Genomic DNA, 18,275 nt, shown 5'->3' on the forward strand with positions numbered 1-18,275 from the left:
ATATTAGTTTTTATTAAATACAAGTTTCACGATAGCTCCATTGTAAAATTTAGGGATTCCGTAACTGTTTACTTCGGATTCATCTACTATGTCGAATTTTCCATATTTCATCATAATTGTGTCTACTAAATACAACCCTATACCAATTCCATCATCTTTCCTAGAAAAGAAAGGTTGAATGATTTCGGATATGTCATCTTTAAATCCAGGACCATTATCCGCAATAATAACAGTTGCTATATCATTGTTTTTGAAACATTTGATATATATAGCTTTTTCTTCTCGATAAACGGTGTCGAGCCAATATATGCTATTATCTACAAGATTCATTAGCATTGTGGTAAAAAATCTCTTCTCAACTTTCAAACTATCCATGGTTTCATCTAGGTCAAAGTGAACCTTGATATTTCGATCGCTCAATTTAAATTTATAATTATTAACAGCGCGTTTAATCGTAGCACTAATGTTTATATTTCCATTTCCTCCTTTTCTTAATACAGAAATAATACCTTCAGTGTATAATTTTAATTCAGCTACTTGCTCCTTAATAATATCCTTATCAAGTAAATTTTGGCGAACAGTTTCTTCCATTCTTGGAACAAGCTTTTCAATTTCATGTAATGCAACTGAAGCCGTCATACCAACCCCTGCTGGTATTAACAAAACTTTCGTATCTTCTTCGTATTTTTCTTCTAATTTTTCAGCTTCTTTGATTATCTTTTCTTTCTTATCATCTGTATCAATTTCAGAGTTCCAAACTAATTCTTTAAAACTATTAATTCTTGATTCAAAATTCTTTTCAGCTGTTTTCCGATTGTAATTCAGCCATCTATTTCGATCAGTAGAACGAATATTCTTAAATTCTGTAAGCAGATATCTTAGTATAATATAAAAGAAATCAAATGACTTGTTATGAATAAAACCTTCACGGTTCGTTTTTTCAATAAGTGAGACAGACCGTTCCGGATCTAGATAAACATATCCTATATTTTGGTTATTTGAAAACCACTCTTTGTTTTGAATACGTTCTAAGTCAATTCCCAACCAATCATTCCCTTTTTCACCATAATCAAATACACGCATATCACCTTTAAAGACTTTAATTCCAGCGTGTTCTTTTAAAATAGCTTTAGTAAGTCTACTATCACTGGAATAATCTCTCATGGAAGTCGAGTCTAAATCATACGAGAAAAATTCGAATAACACACTACCAAATGGCAGTGATTTTAAATCCTCATCAAATTCCTGTAAAAGAACTTCTATTTCAATATTATCATATCCTTGCTGCACATATAAAGAGCGCAAATAAGGTCTTAAAGAGCTTTTTATATTTCTATCGTAATGCTTATCTTCTTTGATTATTCTTTTACCAATTCTATCATTATTTTTCAAAGAAAATTCATATTCAAACGTTACATTGAACTCTTGATCTACAAATACTGTAATTTTATATGGTGCTTCTTCCAAAAGTTCTTTAGTCGAAGGAGAATCTTGCAACCATTGATTATCAAAAGCCAAGTTAATCTTAAATTGATCTTTTTCGAGACGTGGAGATAACATAGAAATAGTCTGACTTTTTAATTCTTTAGCCATACCTTTAGTCCAGTTCTCTTTTAAACCTCGTAATTCTATATAGGTCCCACTCTTATTTCTAAATCTAAAAGCCGTAGGATCTTTTTTAATTTTCCATGTAACAGGAATATCAGATAAATGTTTGGATAAACCAAATGAGTCCCAATTTATTGATAAATGTACTTCATAATTAGCAAGTGAGGTCGCCAGAATTTTATCATTCTCATCTTTTGTAATAAGTAATGGTCTAGTAATAAGTGTTATCTCTGTTCCCAGTTTGTGAACAGCAAAACGTCCAATACCTTTTTCGCCCATTGGAACGCGATGAAACAGTGGAGATTTTATTATTTTTCTTAACGATGTGGAAGTATCTACAGGTTTGCGAAAATCACTTCCCGGTTCTAACCACACATTCTCAATTATTTCAGATGTCATACCTATACCATCATCTTCAATAGATATAAAAGCTTTCCCTGATAAATCTATATTATTAAAGTTTACATCTATTTTTTTCGCATCTGCATCATACGCATTTTTGATAAGTTCATAAATAGCCATAACGGGACTTTTTATTAGCTCGTCTCCCAATAAACTAAGTATATGTGCTTTGGGCCTGAAAGGTTTTTGCCTTATCTCTTCATTCTCAACACTTTGTAATAATTCATTCGAACTATATTCCTCGGGAGGGAACTCAATCTCGTACTCATGAGGGATAACTTCTTTATTATTATTATCATTTATTATAATAGTATTGAAACTATCTTCACTATATCCAGATTTTAGTTTGAAGAAAGGGATATTTTCTTTATATATGACGAAACCTTCATAAGAATCATCTGGATTTCTTATAATTATCAGTATGTCGTTAATATTATTTTCCTTCAAATAAGGAAAATTCTGTCCAAAACGTGTTAATCTATATTCATTTCTGGTTCCTTTACCATAATAAATAGCACGGCTATCCGTGTATAGGCCACTCCCCCATTGGATTGTTACATATTTGTCCTTATTATATCCTTTTACTCCCGGGGAATCAAAAAACAGTCTCCAAGAGCTTTTAGGGAGGTGAAAACCAGCCTGATGAGCACCGGTTGCACCTACATCATTGGCTTTAATAAGTTTGAGAAAAATTATTTTAGCTCTATTCAGCTTGTTTATAATGTGTTGAATATCCTGTTCTTTCATTTTGCTCTTTTTATAAAGTTATTAAAGGAATCTTTTAAGATGACGATTATAAAGACTACAATCTGTTTTGCAAAAATAAGAAATAAGCCCAACTAATATGAGTTTTATCCCATAATTTTTCGATACTATAATTTTAAATCTTAGCATATTGATTTTTATTTAAACTATTATGCAATATTAGCATGCAAACTACATCTTTGAACCGCATGCAACAATGAGTAATTTTATCCCAACTAACGAAAAAATACAATAAACCGTTTTTTAATTTAAAGAAACAGGATTATTTATAAATAACATTCTCTTCTCCCTACTTCTCTATATCATCTCATGAGTACCAGATCAGAGCATTTTTACAATGCTAATTTCTACAATATTATAGTCTTAGTCCTCCTTTGAATTCCATTTTTAACAAATATAAAATAAAAGCTTAGTATCAATACAATATCTTTAAAATAAAATTTGAGCCTTCCTAAAACCTAATTATAATCAAGTTTTGCCATTAAGTTTATTCTAGAGAAAAATATACTTCTATTAGTATTCCTCATAAACAAACTAGCGCATTTCATGACAAGCGATTATCTTCTCTGTTCTTACTTTTGAAGTTTCTCTCTTTTCTTACCCAAAACAAATAATGGAGAGTGGGGTTTGGGAGGGAATAATCATTAATAAAAAGAACAGTATGATGAAAATGAAGACATTAAAAGAGGGTATTGTGGCTCATGCGGATAGTTTTGGGGAATTGTTTAAGTTCTCGGCGGAGCATACTTGCAGGAGTATGCTGCATAGCTTGGAAGAGTTTGCTAATATGGAGTTAGTTACTTTTAAAGAATTGACGGCAGGATTTTTCTTGGGCTTTGAACACTATTTGTGGGCTTCGGGATGTTCGCGTAATACTTCGGCGTGCTATTTCCGAGCATTGCGGACCATTTGTCGGGAAGCAGAAAAGGAGAAAGAGCTGAAAGACGCTAAGCGGCTCTTTTGTGAGGTGTTTATGGGATACGAGGAGACGAGGAAAAGGGCGCTGAGTATTGAACAGCTTCGTATGGTGGCGGATGCTGATTTGGAGGATACACCAAGTTTGGGGGTGGCACGGGATCTGTTTATTCTTTCTTATTATCTACGAGGGATTCCTTTTATTGATTTGGCTTATTTGAGGAAGACGGATATTCAGGATAATGTGCTTTGCTATCGCCGTAGTAAGACGGGGAGGATGTTGACGATTACGCTTGAACCGTGGATGTGGGAAATTATCGAGAGGTATTTATGTGATGATTCGGGTTCACCCTATTTATTAAGGATTATACGCCAACCGGGAAGTATACCTGAGGAGAGGAAACAATATGAGAGTGCCTTGCGACTTTATAATAAACATTTGTATCGGTTATCTGAACGATTAGGATCGGGGGTGAGACTGACTTCATACGTGGTACGGCATACGTGGGCGACTCTGGCATATAATGAGGATATACCGGTAGCCAAAATTAGCGCAGGATTGAGCCATGCTTCGGAAGAGATAACACATACTTATTTGAGGTCGTTCTCTGATGAACAACTGGCGGTGGTGAATTTGCAAATGGCAGCATTGGTTAATCCGATGGCAGCAAAGGAATGGAAGAGGAAAGAAAAAGGAAACTATAAAGTGAGGAAAAGCACTAAGAATGAGCTTCATACTTCTGTTCCGATTCCCGGTAGGAAACGGAACGATTCCGGCGGTAAAGGAACGACTTACAATTGAGATAAACAAGGAAAGCAGGAAATACTTATCGAAGTTTCCCAGTTTTCTGTAAAAAATCAGTTAAATTACAACACCAGACACGACAAAAACATCTCTCTCATCCTGAAAGTTAGATTTTGTCTCAAAAAGTCATGTCAATAAATATTATATTCCTGTAATAATATAGTATATCAGTGGAAAAGCTCTTTGTATTGATTAAAAAGCTTTCACTTTTTTTGTTTGAATACAAAGTTCCCCTTACCCATACCTTAATACGGAGCATCTCATTATAAAATTGAGGAATACAGGAAGATAAAATTGGTAATTGTCTTCCTTTTTAGTTAGGAAGGACGATTATTATCCGCCTAATTTATGGTTACGGTAGCGCCCGTTCCGTTTCCTACCGGGAATCGGAACATTCCAAACAAAACAGACAATAATCTACATAAAAAGCAAGCGCTATATGTTAACACTCAGAACAAAACTCGCCCTGGCGGTACTGCACGACATACAGTATAAGGATTACCAGTTGAGTACTTCCCTTAATCCTTCGCCTTCCGAAATTACGTACCTGCTGCAAAAGCTATCAAAAGGACGCCTGATAGCACTGATAGAAAATCGACCGGATAATCAGCCGGATAATCACCCCGAATCCTACCGCCTTGCCTGTGCATATCATCAAATCAACCTCCTTTCCATTCTTGAAGCATTGGGAGAAGGCGTTTACTTCAATCGCCCCAGTGACGAAAAATTCTATTCCTGTTATGGGACAACAGCCCGCAAACTGGGCATTGTCAATCAGATGACACGCCTTTATCTGATGGAAATTTCCATAGCGGAACTTCCCGTGAGCGAATGCCTTATCGAGAACTCCATACCCCATATCTAAACTGTGCAATAAATCCGAATTGCCATGAAACGACTTTATTTGCTGTTCCTGCTGCTCAGTCTGATGAGTACCGCTGCCTTTGCCCAACGCGTGGCATTGCGTACCGACCTGCTATTGTGGGGAACTACCACACCCAATGCAGGAGTGGAAACCAGCATCAGCCGTCATTTCACAATGGCACTGAACGGGGCTTACAATGCCTGGAAGTTCGGCAATGATATGAAGCTGAATCTCTACCTGATACAACCGGAATTACGCTACTGGCCTTGCCGCAAGTTCGAAGGACACTTCCTGGGAGTCCACGGACATTACGCTTACTACAACGTAGGCCAGATCCCTTTCTTTTCGGGCATGGAAGACATTATTTACCGGGGCGACCTGTATGGCGGAGGCATCACTTACGGTTACCACTGGGTGCTGGGCGACCGCTTCTCGATAGAAGCCGTAATTGGTGGCGGATATGCCCGCATGGAATATGATAAATACCGGTGCGCAGGCTGCGGCGAGCGCATGGGACATTATAAAAGGAATTATTTCGGGCCTACACGGGCCGGTGTGTCACTCATTTATTTCATACGATGAAAGTTATGGTAATCCTCTGTTGCATACTATGGTTCTGCACCTCCTGCACGTTCGATTTTGACGAACCGGGAGTGTGTCCCTACAATGTACGGCTGAATTACCGCTATGCCGGCAGGCCCGACGCCGGACAACTCTCCATGTATGTGGACAACATCCACCAGTTCCTTTTCGATGCGGACGGAGTGTTGAAGGACATCCGGCTACTGAAAGGTGACAGCCTGGAGTATTGGCAGGGAGAGTTAACTCCCGGACGATATACCCTCGTGGCATGGGGAAACTGGGGATATGAAAGCGATGTAGTACCCGCACCCCAACCCGGCGTGACACAAATCCGTGAACTGGCAATGACTTCGGCTACGGGAACACCCCCAGGAACATCCACAAGCGAATATCGACCGAATACCGAAAGACTATACTATGGATATAGCACGTTTGAAATTCCCACTACGGGAAATTCTGTGAACCGGACCGTCTACCTGACCCACTGCCACGCCGTCCTCCGGATTACCGTACATTGGGAAGACGGATACTATCCGGCGGAAGGAACGGGAGGCTATACATTCCGCCTGCGGGGCGTGCCTTGCGAATACGGCTTTCCGGCAGGTTACGACATACCGCTGGCCGGTGGTGACGGAGCTTTCACATTTCCCTCCATAGGCAGCCCGGTAATATGGCATCAGGCCAAGGCGGCGATGAACTATAACGATGAACTGACGGGAGAATTGGTAACGTATCGCCTGACATCAGGATCACATCCGTTGCTGAGCATCTACCGGGGTAATGAGCGGATTATGAAGGAGATTGACTTGCAGCTATTCTTTCGTAAACTGCCTGTCAATCTGGATGAAAACACGGAACAGGAGTTTGACCTGCTGGTAACCATCGGGCAGAAGATTGTGGTAACACAGCTCAGTTCGTCGGACTGGGCGGAAGGCGGAGGACTGGGATAAAAAGGCAATTAAAAATTAAAGAGGCTGGATGAAAAGGATGAAGAAAATAATAGGATGTCTGGTTGGGGTACTGCTGACTGCGGAAGCATGGGCGGGCGGAACTTTAACACTCGGTTCGCATGTCTTTACGCAGGGAGACAGTCTTCACATAGAACTGCTGCTTAATCTGAGTGATGCAAAAGCGGGGAATGCGGAGGCTTATCTGTTCACCCCCGTGCTTCGTGGCGCAGGGCGTCTGCAAGAGCTGCCCGCTGTGGTAGTGAGCGGACGTCGCCGTGCCCGTGCCGACCACAGGCGGCAGGCGCTTCAACCGTCTCCCGGCTATTTGCCTCCTTACCGTACGCTTTATGACAGAAACCGGAAAGACAGCATTATTTATAAGGTATCCGTTGCCTATAGCCCATGGATGGAACACGCTTCATTGGTATTGATGCGCGAACGGCGGGATTGCTGCCGGATGAAGATGCTCGGAGTAGAGCCGGTGATAACCGATCTTGCCCTGACAAGCCCTTTCCATGTTCCGCAGGGACAGGTATCAATTTCACAGGGGCAAATGGCCGTTTCACAAGGACAGGCTGTAAATCTGCCGGAGCAGACGGCAATCCCGCAGGCAGTTACAGAAAGACATGAAAATGCCACCAACCGACAGGAAACTCCAAGCAGACCGGACTGTATGCCCTGTGCCGAATGTACAGCCATGGTGACTTACCTCACCCCCGATATGGAAACTCAGAAACACCGTTCGGAAAGTGCCACCTTATATATAGACTACCCTACCGGAGTTTATGACGTTCGCCGCGAATTCCACAACAACCACCCCGAACTGGAGAAACTGGACAGCTTGATGCGTCCACTTACCGAGGGGAATCTGGCAAATATTTCGAGTATCTCCATCTGCGGTTACGCTTCGCCCGACGGGATATATAAGGATAATGAAATGCTGGCTTCCAACCGCGCACACTGTTTCAAGGAGTATATGCGTGCCACGTATGCACCGGGGCACGATCTTTATAAAGTTTCTTCCGTGCCCGAAGACTGGGACGGATTGGTGGAACTTCTGCAACGTCACCCCATGAATCACGGTGACGAAGTATTGTCCCTCATTGCCCGAACCGGCATTTTTGAAGGACGCGAAAAGCAATTGATGGATATGCACGGAGGAACCGTATATCGGGAACTACTGAAAAGCTATTTTCCGCAGTTGAGACGTATCCGTATCACGGTGGGCTATGAGGCCCGCGCTTTCAATATCGAAGAGGCGGCAAGTCTGATATATACCCATCCCCGCCTGCTATCATTGCAGGAGATGTACCGGGTAGCCGCATTCTATCGCCCCGGCACGGAGCAATACCGTGAAATTTATGAGATAGCCGCCTACCACTTCCCGGACGATGTGCTGGCCAATATCAATGCTGCTTCGGCGGTAATCATGGCTGGTGATCCGGTAAGCGCACGGCAATATCTGAACAAGGTGGCCGATGATCCGCGTGCATGGAATGATTTCGGTGTGCTGGCCTATCTGGAAGGTGACCGGAAGAAAGCGGAAGAATGGTTTCGCAAGGCACTGGGCGTAGAACCGGAAAAGGCGAGGAAGAACCTGAAGAAAATGAAGAATGAAAAATAAAGAACGAAAAACAGAAAACAGAATAGAGAATAAAAAGAACGAGGAATGGAAATAAGTAATAACCGCATAAAAGTAACAAGCATGAAAACATTCGCTAAATTCTTTCTGCACTTTTCATTGGTGATACTGTCCTGCCTGATGGCTGGTTGCACCTCCGAAGTGGAAACAATAGGCGGCACTCCCGAAACACCGGAGAACCCGCAGGCCAATGACCCTAACCGCCGTTCGGTGGTAATCTCTCTACAAAACAAGCTGATCCTTGTAAACAGTACGCCCGAAAGCCGGGTTGTCACCCGCGACGGTATAGCCGAGGAGGATGAAAACCGCATTGAAAGTTTCGATATTTATGCTTTCGGCAGTGATAAAGAGGAAGGGCCTTACACCTTTCAGGAACGTTTCGCCTACCGTTCGGATGCCGGAACCCTGCCCGCGGGTACTTCCCCTCTCGAACTGAAAGCGGACGAGGCCGCCGGGAAAATAAATGTGGTATTCTACCCCCGCAAGGGTTTATTCACCAAGTTTTATTGCGTAGCCAATCAAACCGAAATGAATGATGCCACAGGAAATATATACACGAATTATACCCCGTTACAGCAAAGTTCTCAGACACAATCCGGTGTACCGGGAGATATAGTAACAAGCCCCGGAACGCCTACCGAAAGCGATTTCATTAAATTGAATACCCCGCTCTTAAATCCCACCGGTTTTAATGCCAATATCCTGCTTGCCCCGCTGCCCATGTCCGGTGCCAACAGTCAGCCTACCGACTTGCGCGAATACAGTATGGGAACTTATGTGCGACTGAATGTTTCACTCACTCGCGCCGTGGCACGCTTCGATATAGTAAACGATGCTACGAAGTCTCATTTTACTATCACGGATATCAGCATGGGAAACGGAAGACAAGGTGTAACACTGTTCCCCATTCGTCCGACAGGAGATGTTCCTGCCACAAACGGCCAACTGATTACATACCCTTACCGCCTTTTCGACGGACTGAATGCTAACGCAGGAACTACCACCAAAGCTTTCTATTGCTACCCATGTAAAGCCATAGATGCAGGATTTTTGATTTTGAAAGGACTGTATGCCATGAACCTGACGGATGAAAAGAAAGAAGTATCTTATCGCATCCCTTTCGAACGTGTGACCGATGGTGACGGAAGCCTAATCGAGATAAACCACAATCACCGCTATACGGTGCAGATAACCGAAACCGACCCTTTTGAACTGACAGCCAATATCCGTTTGGTGGATTGGGAAACGGGTGACTATATAGATGATTACGAACCCGAAAATGGGCTGGAGACTGTCATCGTAGCAGACCTGCTACCCGCAACAGAAACGACTTATGACATCAACACCGGTATCATCACGTTGGCACTTAAAACAGGAAGTAGTTTTACCGCTACCACCGGCTCCAATGCAGGAGTCGAAGCGCAATTAAACTACTATGGTAATAACACTGCTGACAACTGGTTGAAACTGGAAGAAATCCCTGTTACCACAGCACGAACAGGAGCCACGCAGAAAGTGAAATACAAAGTAACTCTTAATGAGAATTATACAGGCGACAACTATCCCCGCGGCATTCTCTGCCTGATGGACAAGGCAGGAGGCGGTGAGGAAGTGATACTTATAGATATAGACGCTACTTTGAGTGCCCCCATCGTAAAACCCACAGGTGCTGCAATGAGCCCCGACGGGGTAAATAACTGGAATGCAGTAGACAATACACTCTATCTGGTACAGACAGTCAGTTCCAAAATTTCCACAGGTACGATAGTAGTCACTTCCGTGGGCGGCAGCAAGATAGAGATTCCTGCTGATGCGGGCATCACAGTCAGTCCGGCTTCGAGCCCGCACACCACGCAGGAATATACTTTCCAATGGGCAGGTACGGATGCTACCGACTTGACTGAAAAAGAAATCACCGTAGCCTTGAAAAATCGTTCGGACGAGACAAAAGCCGAGAACATCAAAGTGAAATTACTACCTAATCGACTCGATAACTTACAAATAACAAATCAAAGCGCAGGAATCAGCCTTTCATCTATAACAGCCACCACCGCCACGCTTACTATGCCTGTCATCAAGGACAAGCAATTCACCCTAACAATGGATAATTATAGTAAACCTACCATAAGCAAGTGCCCGTCATGGCTGGAAAACATTACACCGGTGTCTACACGTAGCACACCGGAAAGTAAAACAGCAAGTTTCACTTTCAAACTGATAGAGGACGCAGCAAGTTTCGATGATACGCAAATCGTATTCACAAACGCTTCCGGAGGAACAGGAATAACAGTGAATATTGCGAGAGAATTCCAAGCACCCACAATTGAGGTAGTCAGTACAGACCCTTCCGCTAATTCATATATATCAAGTAGTAAATCACTGAACTTGTATCAGTTGAAATCGTCTTATTATTCTACAGCAACGTTGAAAATATACTCTTTGGGAGGAAGTGTATTACAATTACCCGGAGGAGTAGAAGCTGACCTTGCGGAATCTAATACGAAAGAGCATAATTATGTAATAAAGTACCAAACAAGCAGTTTCTCACTTAGTGATGCGAACGGTGGAACACTCTATGTAAAAAACTTATCGGATGATACAAAAAAAGAAGCAATTGCGGTTACTTTTAAATCATCATTGCCCACGTTTACAGCAAACAAATCCGGAATAACCTTCACACGGGCAGCAACAGACGTAGACATGAAATTATCTACAACAGATACAAACCTTTGGGGAATAACTAATTTTACGGTGACATTTAAAGGAGGTACAACTTATAGTTATGATGAAAGCTCAACAGATTCACGTGCAAAAGACTATCAGACCGTAAACCAGGAAAGTAAAACGTCGGGAACTACTACCACTTTCAAATTTACATTTAAGAATGTCACTATCAATGAAACTGCAAAAAATCTATACTATTTTAAGTTTAAAGCAGATGATGTCAGATTTCCCGACTACCAAATTGATGAATGGACAGGTTCACCTGTTGTGTACGGAATGACAACTTATGCACTGAATAATTACTGGATTTATTCACCGCATACAGAGGCAACGTGGAGTAGCATCAATAGTTCCGTACCTTCAGGATGGAGCTTCGTAACAATGGATCAATACAGACTTTTTTCCGGTAGATCTCAAACTAATTATGATGACATTGCTTCTTACAGCATTAATTTTAATTCTCTTCAAAAACAAGTTTTTAACATTGGACGACATTGGTCAAAGGATGGATACGGTGGTGATTTATCAGCACGGACCCTTGACATTTATAGTGGCTTTACATCGTCAGCTTATGGCTATCCCCATAGAACAGAGAATCATTATTATTTCTATTGCAGACCTTTTTAAAAAAACATTCAAGCGAATTTGTAATCCGCTTGCCTCTAATATTAGGATTTAGAATCCTTCGTTCTTTGACATGTTGGAATGATTTTTATAATGCACAAAAGTGTCTCTATAAATAGAATATACATTTTGATAAAAACGTAAAAACCTGTTCTTCGGGATGCTGAGAATAGAAATTATGATTATCTTTGTAAAGCCTTCATCAAAACAATAAGATTATTGATAAAATAAAGGAGGTTGAATTATGAAACGCAATTTTAACAAAGTATTCTCTTCTTTAAAGAAGATAGCAAAAACTAATTTACCTGCCGGAGCACAAGTTCTGTTGTATGGTTCGAGAGCTCGCGGAGATGCTGATGAAACATCTGACTGGGATGTGCTTATCATATTAGATAAGGATAAACTGGAGAAATCAGACTATGACAACGTTTCATTCCCTTTCACCGCTTTAGGATGGGACCTGAACGAACGCATCAATCCTGTACTATATACTCTTAAGGAGTGGGCAGCCAGTAGCTTTACACCATTCTATAAAAACGTAAATGAGGAAGGAGTAGCACTATTATGAAACTATCGGATGAAGAAAGAAAAAGTCTAGTCATTTTCCAGATGGAAAAAGCCCGTACCACTTTGAAACAAGCGGAAGGTAATGTCACTCTCTGTTTTTGGGAAGTGGTAGCTAATCGTCTTTATTATGCTTGTTTTCATGCCGTTTCTGCACTCCTTATAGAGTATGGATATGCATTCAAAAGCCATGAAGGATTAGTCAATCTATTTGGGATGCATTTTGTTAGAACCAACTTAGTAGACATAGAACTGGGACGTTTACTATCCCAATTACAGTCTATGCGCGAAAAAGGTGATTATAATTGTATTTATAATGTTACTGAAGAGGATATATCTCCAATGATTGAACCTGCAAAAAAATTAATAGCAGTTGTTGATCAATTGATTACATCGCACACTAACGCCTGACTTTTAAGCGTTACCCTATATTTATAAAATCATTCCAACATGTCAAACGAGCTTTCGTTCTTTGGCATGTTGGAATGATTTTTTTGTGAAACTCCCTCCCGGCTTTTCTCCAAGAGACTCATTCCTCATGCCATAATTATTCGAATTATTAACAACGGCAAGACTCCGGTTTTACCGATAGTATTCATTATAAATATTTATAAATTATGGCAAACGAAATCAAGTATCAAATCAACGGCCAACTGGCGGACAATACCGTAACCGTGGACAACAAAGAGGACATGATCCTCGTCCCCGTATCCATCGGCAGTGCGGACGAAAACCGCATCATCGCCGAACTGAAAGCGGAGGACTCCGGCCTGCGTGAAGAAACCATCCGCCACGTCTTCGACCTGCAAAAGCGGATCATCAAACGCATGCTGATGACCGGTATGAGTGTGAACACGGGATTGTATTACGCCTCAGTCGCTTTCCGCGGCGTCATAGAAAACTCCACCTGGAATCCGGCAAAGAACTCCATCGTGGTGAACTTCAACGTAGGCGCCGACCTGCGGGAAGCCATCAAGGCAACCACAGTGGGCATCATCGGTGAGAAAGGCAGCGCCATGTACATCGGCGGCGTGCAGGATGCCTCCACCCGTGCACAGGATGCTTCAGCCACGGCAGGACGTGCTTTCACCCTCACAGGCGGCAAGCTGAAAGTGGTGGGAACCGACCCGTCAGTGGGTATCACCCTGAAAAGCAGTTCAGGAAAGGAAACCAAAGTAGCCGAAGACCTTTGGGTGACAAACGATCCCTCGAAACTGACGTTCATCATCCCTGCCGATCTGGCGGACGGGACGTATGAACTCAAAGTAACCACACAATTCGGCAGCAACAGCAAGACCATGCTGAAAGTGCCGCGCAGCGTGATGAAAACCATCTATATAGGCAAAGCACCCGATGGAGGCGGTCTCGGTCCTGATGGAGGTCTGGAAGAGGACCCGTTAGGATAGTCCGGCGGCAACCGTACTGCTACGGCAGGCGTAGGTGGCCACCTACGGATGGCATAGACGGCCGTCTACTACCGGCGTAGCTGACCGTCTACGCCACCCGTAGCAGTACGGCCCGGGAAATGCCTCACAATAAGATTATTAACTTTCAAAAACAGTATAGACAAATGATGAAAACGAAAAACATTCTTTGGATGTCGGCTCTGCTGGCCCTGCTTGCAGGATGCAGCCAGGGGGAGCTTGGCACCGACGATGCTCCGGGAAAAGGAGTAGGCAAAGAGATCCGTCTCGTATTTAGTGGCGGAGGAGAGTCGCAGGAATACACCCGCGCCATCGCTTCCGAAAGTGAGAACCAGATAGACAACCTGGACATCTATGTATTTGCAGCCACCGCCGACGGCGGAGACTACCAGTATCTGGAAACGTGGAAAGCCGCCGCACAGGACGACACCGCAGCGAAAACCTTCAAACTGAGCGGTGCCGGAACCGCCCGCAAGGCCTCCATCTTCCCGACGGAACTGAAGGGCATCCCCAACCTGAAACTGTATTGCGTAGCCAACAGCACCACACTCTACAAAGCCGACGGAGACCCGATAGACCCTCTGGTAGCGGTGAAAACCAACGCCGCCACCGGAGCCATAGAAACCGCCGGCACGAAAGCCACGGACTTTGAAAAGTACTGTACCGCCAAACTGGAACCGGCAGGCACCGCCCTGGGCACTCCATTAGTAATGACCGGAAGCGGCACAACGAAGATACTGGGCAATATCGCCACGGTGAACATCGAACTGAAACGCCGCGTGAGCCGCTTCGACATCGACAATGAATCCGCCAAGACGGGACTGATCATTGAAAGCGTCGCGCTGGGAAACGGACGCAACCAGGCTACCGTGATGCCGGGGACGCTGACCACACTGGATGATGCCGGTCGTACTGCCAGCCTCATTAAGTACCCCGTAGCCGAAGGCAGCTATCTGATGCTGCCCAAAGCCAATCAGGGAGTGACGGAGAGCGCCCTCTATACCTATCCTTTGAAAGACACGGACGAGGCGTTCCTCATCATCAAAGGCAAATACCAGAACCCGATGCAGAAAGACCCTGTGCCCGTGGAATACCATCTCGACATACAGCGCGCTCCCGATACCGGCGGAGCGACTGCATTCATAGACGTAGTGGCCAACACCCGCTACACCCTGCACATCAAGGAAGTGATGGAAGCCACCATCACCGCCTTCTTTGAAATTGTGGACTGGACCAGTGGCGGCGGGGTCATCGTAAAACCCGACAATGCCGCGCCCGTAGTAACCGCCCTGAATGTGGAAGGAACCGATACGGACGTCGCCACCAAAGAAATCAGCGTGACGGCCGACGGTACGGAGAAAACCATCACACTGACCGCTACGGCCAGCGGCAAGGTACAGCCGAAGTTCAGCACCACAACGGGATGGGACATCGACTGGCTGGAGCATGACGATACCAGTTACAAGTCGGAAGTCGTAGACGGAGTGACCACCACTACCATGACCTTCAAATATACGCTGACTGCCGCCACTCCTTATGTTCCCGTTACACTGACCTTGGCCAATGAATCGGCTTCACAGGATGAATCAGTTTACACTACGCTGGCCATTGTACCGCCCGCCACGGCACCGGTACTGGATTTTGCCACACCGGATGCGGCTACGGGGAACTTCAACTTATACGATCAGGCGAATGGTAAACTCACGATGTATAAAACAAGCAAGAGCAGCATCACACTCGGGGCAAGCTGTCCGTTCGGAACGAAATTAGTATTGAATAATCAGCTTCCCTGGCTGGAAGTTTCGAAGAGCAAATCAGGCCCTGCGCCAAGCACGACGGGTACTCCCGCCACGGATGTTCCTGTTTCTACTCCGGTGGAAGAGTACTACACGCTTATGCTGAAAGACGTGACAGCAACCAGCGATGTAAACAGCAAGTTCGAGATTATCAATCTGGGAGATGCAAGCAAGACACTGGAATTGACGGTGGAATTGCTCGATCCTGCCATTACAACGATTGAACTGACGGGGACAACAGGCGGAGCCGCTTACAATAACTATAAGATTACCGATGTGCCCCGCACTGACGGAAGCACCGTTGAGGTGAAAATTACTTCTCCGCAAGGCGTGACGGCAAGCACGCTGTCGTCCTGGTTCACCATTGCCGAGACCACCGCCTTTGCAAGAACCGCTCCGACGGATGCTACCGGCAGCCAGACATTCACCCTGACCGTGAAGGATGCCGTAACCGACTTCACAGCCGCGCCGATTGTGCTGAAAAATAATATCTCGGGCATGGAAGACGTGACAGTGCTGGTGAGTGCGGCTGCTGTAGCTCCTTAATTCAGTAACCCATTAATAACAATAAGATTATGATTAAAAATAGAAAACAGTTTTCCGCATGGGTGATAGGCCTGCTTGCCCTGTCCCTTGCGGGGTGCAGCGAAGCGGAAGTGCCGTCGGCCACTACTCCCGGTGATGACCCGCTGGTCAATGACCCGACGCGCCGCGAAATCATCCTCGGCTTTCAGAACAAGCTGAACATAAAGACGGCAGGCACTACCCGCGCCGATGCCCCCATCGCCACGACCGAAGAGAATGAAATCACTTCGCTGGATATTTATGTGTTCTCTTCGGACAAGGAGGAAGGGCCATATACTTATCAGGAACGGTTCTGTTACCGTTCGGACGGTTCTACGATACCTAACGCTACGAAAATTATATTGACCGTGGAGGGTTACAATATAGCACTCGCCACCCTGCGCCCCAAGAAAGGCCTGTTCACCAAATTCTACTGCATTGCCAATCAGCCGAAATTGCTGAAAGCCGGAGCAGAATACACCAATTTCGTAGCGCTGGAACAGAGTTCACCGGGTGCGGACTATAACATTGTGACCAAAGCGGGTATTCCCACTGAAACGGATTTCCTCACCTTTACCACTCCGTTGCTGGATCCTGCCACGGATACGGACATCTTGTTGACACCCCTGCCGATGGTAGGTTCCTACAGTCCTGCGCTCGACCTGCGGGATATCAGTATGGGGTCCCGTACCCGCATCAATATGACGCTGTCGCGTATCGTCTCCCGTTTCGATATCATCAATGACGAGAAATTGTCACATCTCACCATCACCGGTGTATCGATGGGGCACGGCCGCAAAGGCGTTACCTTCTTCCCGGTGGTTCCCGTGGAAGATGCCGATCCGGACAAGACGCTTATCACCTACCCCGACCGTGACTTTGACGGCGCCAATGCCAATAAGGGTACACAGACAGGGGCTTTCTACAGTTATCCCAGTCCGATTGCCGACAAGGGGTATCTGATTATCAAGGGAAAGTATGCGCTGAACCAGACGGATATACCGCAGGAGGTGAGTTACATGGTAGAGTTTGAGCAGTCGGTAGCGGGTACGGGTGGTTACATCGAGGTGAAGCCTAACCACCGCTACACGGTGCGCGTCACCGACGCCGACCCGTTCAAGCTGGATGTGAACATCACCGTTTCGGACTGGACGGATGGCGGGGACTTTGAGTATCAGCCGGAAAATGAGCTGGCTATCGGGACACTGACAGGAGTGGGAGCAACCACTATTGCGGGTAACAATACAGCCACCGTCTCCCCGGATGAGACTGAGTATTTCAGTATTCCTTTCACCAGCAATTCGGAAGCGGAATGCAGCATTGTCTATACAAGTTCCGCGGGTGGCGGTGCCGAGTGGCTAAAGACGGAAATCACACCGGTAACCCGTGCCGGATCGGCATCTTATACTTGTAAAGTGTCAAAAGCCGATAGCTATTCAGGGAATCTTTTCCCGAAAGCCATCATCTTATTGCGCAGCAAGGCGGGACGCGAAGAAAGCCAGATTGCAGTGAAAGCAGCCGTAGGAGTACCGGAAATTGCTGCGGCAACGGGGACACCGTCGGAACCGGATGCGGCAAATACCTACACTGCCGGAAGTGAATCACCGGATGTGATCACAGGGACACTCAGCATGCAGAAACAGGCCAATGCCGGAACCACCTCGTCCATGAAACTTACTGTGACTGCCAAAGGCGGTAGCCGGATTGTAGGTTTGCCTGCCTGGCTGAAAGCGGATAAGACGGAAGGACATAGTACTGAAGCTATAGACTATACCTTGACGCTGGACCAAAATGCAAAGGATTTCCCCACAGGACCATTCCCGGCAAATGCGGAGGCAACCTTTGAGATACAGAATCTGTCGGATGCGGCAAAGAAGGTGACGGTAACAGTTAATGTGACGGAAGCACCATAAATAGGAAATGAAGAAGAAATGATGAAAAAGGTCTTTGTGACATAATAAAAAAACTTCTGAAAATAAAGAATCGGGTAGGAAGGAAACGATGGGGTTTTCTTCCTACTTTGGTTTGAATAGATTTCGTCTGGA

At 44.8% G+C, this 18,275-nt stretch carries 13 protein-coding genes; 11 read left to right on the forward strand and 2 right to left on the reverse strand.

Features of this window, described 5'->3' with window-relative positions:
- Positions 1-3: 3 nt before the first annotated feature.
- On the reverse strand, positions 4-2,757 hold the full coding sequence (locus DW036_RS16675; RefSeq protein WP_118465383.1) for an EcoRII N-terminal effector-binding domain-containing protein: 2,754 nt from the start codon (positions 2,755-2,757) through the stop codon (positions 4-6).
- Between the two features lie 679 nt (positions 2,758-3,436).
- Here DW036_RS16675 and DW036_RS16680 point away from each other — a divergent pair.
- The 9 genes from DW036_RS16680 to DW036_RS16720 all read left to right on the forward strand — a co-directional run bounded on the left by DW036_RS16680 (position 3,437) and on the right by DW036_RS16720 (position 13,852).
- Positions 3,437-4,492, forward strand: a complete 1,056-nt coding sequence (locus tag DW036_RS16680; protein WP_233560469.1) for a site-specific integrase — start codon at positions 3,437-3,439, stop codon at positions 4,490-4,492.
- Between the two features lie 442 nt (positions 4,493-4,934).
- Positions 4,935-5,360, forward strand: coding sequence for a hypothetical protein (locus DW036_RS16685; RefSeq protein WP_118465384.1), 426 nt, complete (start codon positions 4,935-4,937; stop codon positions 5,358-5,360).
- 24 nt (positions 5,361-5,384) lie between these two features.
- A complete protein-coding gene (locus DW036_RS16690; protein ID WP_026367568.1) occupies positions 5,385-5,942 on the forward strand; it encodes a DUF3575 domain-containing protein in 558 nt (185 codons plus the stop codon).
- Between the two features lie 5 nt (positions 5,943-5,947).
- Positions 5,948-6,892, forward strand: coding sequence for a FimB/Mfa2 family fimbrial subunit (locus tag DW036_RS16695; protein ID WP_233560470.1), 945 nt, complete (start codon positions 5,948-5,950; stop codon positions 6,890-6,892).
- A 37-nt stretch (positions 6,893-6,929) separates the two neighbouring features.
- The gene (locus DW036_RS16700; RefSeq protein WP_233560471.1) at positions 6,930-8,516 is read left to right on the forward strand and encodes a DUF3868 domain-containing protein; all 1,587 of its coding nucleotides are present in this window, start codon (positions 6,930-6,932) and stop codon (positions 8,514-8,516) included.
- 45 nt (positions 8,517-8,561) lie between these two features.
- Positions 8,562-11,885, forward strand: a complete 3,324-nt coding sequence (locus tag DW036_RS16705; RefSeq protein WP_233560472.1) for a hypothetical protein — start codon at positions 8,562-8,564, stop codon at positions 11,883-11,885.
- A gap of 241 nt (positions 11,886-12,126) precedes the next feature.
- The gene (locus DW036_RS16710; protein WP_118465387.1) at positions 12,127-12,450 is read left to right on the forward strand and encodes a nucleotidyltransferase domain-containing protein; all 324 of its coding nucleotides are present in this window, start codon (positions 12,127-12,129) and stop codon (positions 12,448-12,450) included.
- Positions 12,447-12,857: a HEPN domain-containing protein gene (locus DW036_RS16715; RefSeq protein ID WP_118465388.1), complete on the forward strand. Its 411-nt coding sequence runs from the start codon at positions 12,447-12,449 to the stop codon at positions 12,855-12,857. The genes DW036_RS16710 and DW036_RS16715 overlap by 4 nt, the downstream gene beginning before the upstream one ends.
- A 206-nt stretch (positions 12,858-13,063) precedes the next feature.
- A complete protein-coding gene (locus DW036_RS16720; RefSeq protein ID WP_118465389.1) occupies positions 13,064-13,852 on the forward strand; it encodes a DUF4469 domain-containing protein in 789 nt (262 codons plus the stop codon).
- Between the two features lie 568 nt (positions 13,853-14,420).
- Here the strand turns inward: DW036_RS16720 and DW036_RS26030 are convergent.
- The gene (locus tag DW036_RS26030; RefSeq protein ID WP_233560473.1) at positions 14,421-14,624 is read right to left on the reverse strand and encodes a hypothetical protein; all 204 of its coding nucleotides are present in this window, start codon (positions 14,622-14,624) and stop codon (positions 14,421-14,423) included.
- A 118-nt stretch (positions 14,625-14,742) separates the two neighbouring features.
- Between DW036_RS26030 and DW036_RS16725 the strand changes: the two genes are divergently transcribed.
- Together DW036_RS16725 and DW036_RS16730 are read left to right on the forward strand one after the other, a co-directional pair.
- Positions 14,743-16,212, forward strand: a complete 1,470-nt coding sequence (locus DW036_RS16725) for a hypothetical protein (protein WP_233560474.1) — start codon at positions 14,743-14,745, stop codon at positions 16,210-16,212.
- 29 nt (positions 16,213-16,241) lie between these two features.
- Positions 16,242-18,143: a fimbrial protein gene (locus tag DW036_RS16730; RefSeq protein WP_118465391.1), complete on the forward strand. Its 1,902-nt coding sequence runs from the start codon at positions 16,242-16,244 to the stop codon at positions 18,141-18,143.
- Positions 18,144-18,275: the final 132 nt, after the last annotated feature.

This window comes from Bacteroides sp. AF39-11AC (genome assembly GCF_003474285.1).
GTDB lineage: Bacteria > Bacteroidota > Bacteroidia > Bacteroidales > Bacteroidaceae > Bacteroides.